1 protein-coding gene is annotated in these 1,834 nt (G+C 39.5%); it reads right to left on the bottom strand.

All coding sequences use genetic code 11. The features are described 5' to 3' along the window. Positions 1-128: 128 nt before the first annotated feature. Positions 129-1,834 (bottom strand): hypothetical protein (locus tag ACYVRA_RS06330; RefSeq protein ID WP_461251903.1); only part of this gene is annotated, 1,706 nt, incomplete at its 5' end.

Here is a 1,834-nt window from a genome sequence, read left to right as displayed (position 1 = left end):
AAGCTGTTTTTAATTCATTAGGTTCCAGAGTAACTTCGCCACCTGTAATAATCGCGGGCGTAAAAAAAGCTGAGGAAGCCGCAAAAGCGTTTGGAACTGACATGCGGATGTTGAAGATATAATTCCTCTTACGTGCCCGCTTTTTTCAACGAATCCTTAAATATTTTATCCGCGTCAAGTTTATTATCCACTCCAAACAACGGAATTATTCCCTCGTTATTAACGCTCCTGAACAACGGTCCGCCTTTTTCGTTGTATACCCAACTGTTTTCGTTATTTACGATATAATCCAAAACTGTAACTGCGGACAGTGAGAAAAAAATCAACGTGGCGTTCATTCGTTTTTCCGGCGCAAGCATCATATCAAGCCTCCTTGATACGGGATTTGGAACTTGAAAATTATAAGGCGCCCAGGGATTATTAACTCCCCTGCATGGGGCTTTAGCCGCCGCTCCGCCCGCGCGTACTCCCTGTTCAATGCCCAGCGCAAACGCCGTCAGATATTTGCGTAGTTTTCTGATTTCACTGTAAACTGAGATAATATCACTTTTTGGAAATGGAGGAGGTCCTATAGATTCAAATTTATAGTATGGAAGAAAATATAGCCGCTTTATCCAATTGAGTTCATTAAGAGTTTTTCTTGCATAAGGCGATAATCTTGAATCTTTTGAATTTTCCAACATTCGGCAATATTCGGACAGACGCGGGAGATAATCTCTGGAAAAACTGTCTTCTATGTAACTGCGCCAGTTGTTTAATATATCCGCGAGTTCATCACTGACATTTACAGACGTTCCATCGGCGCTTGTAATAACATTAAAATTCACATAACGCAGCCCGATAAAAAGATCGTCCAATATGTGCAGTAAAACAGAAACATACTGAAGCGGGTCTTTAGGAGAAATTAATTCGTAACCGTGTTTTAGGTTGTATACATTTGCAAAATACGGATAAAAATCGGGAAATTCTTCCATTTTATCCCAGCCGGCTTTTGGAAAAAGAACTTCCATTGCCGTCCGCCCCTGCTCCATGGATTTGCGTTCAGCTCTTTCTGCTTCTTGTTTTGCCCTTAGCGCGGCGGCTTTTGGATCTTCGGGAACATCCTTTCCTTCTTCCTGCAATTCATCGCCTTCTTCGGCTGTTCCATTTTCATTTTTAGTTGGCTCTTCTTCATTTGCGTTTTTCTGAAGAGCGTCCACGTCAATGCTTTCAATCTGCTGCGGGTTTAAATCCACCGGGCTTAACTGATCAGTGTCCTTAACATTAAGAAAAGCCATAAAACGCCTTCGTCTTTCAATAAAAAAGCGTTCATAAACAATATAACGGTCGGAAATTAATTTCATTAAAATAGGGTACATGCAAAAACAGACGTTTTTACGGACATCAATAAGCGATGTGATAATGTTGCGTATAATTTCTTGATACTTATCTTTTGCTTCCATTGGGCTTTCTAAATACAGTATTTTATAGATTAATTTAAAAGCGGCTTTTATATTATCTATGTTTAATTCATCAAGTATAAATATTGGTTTATATATTCCCTTAAGTACATCTGAAAAATCTTGAACCGTTACCGAGCGCGGATGCGACTGTAACTCGGAAATATTTTTTGCAAGTGTTTCAATGTCCCAGCCCCGGAGCGTATCCAGTACTTTGTATACAAACAAGGACGCCCTTTTTAACTGGTTGTCGCGTTTTTTATTGCTCTTTGGAAACAGGCTCCTTGTCGAGTTCACCAGTCTTTCAATTTTATTGTAAAATTCATTCATACGGGTGATGACAAAACGTTGATTTACATAATCGACAGGTTCTCTGAAAAACGAAAAAATTGAAG

This window comes from Treponema sp. R8-4-B8 (assembly GCF_054786175.1).
This window is presented reverse-complemented; position numbering and strand designations above follow the sequence as displayed.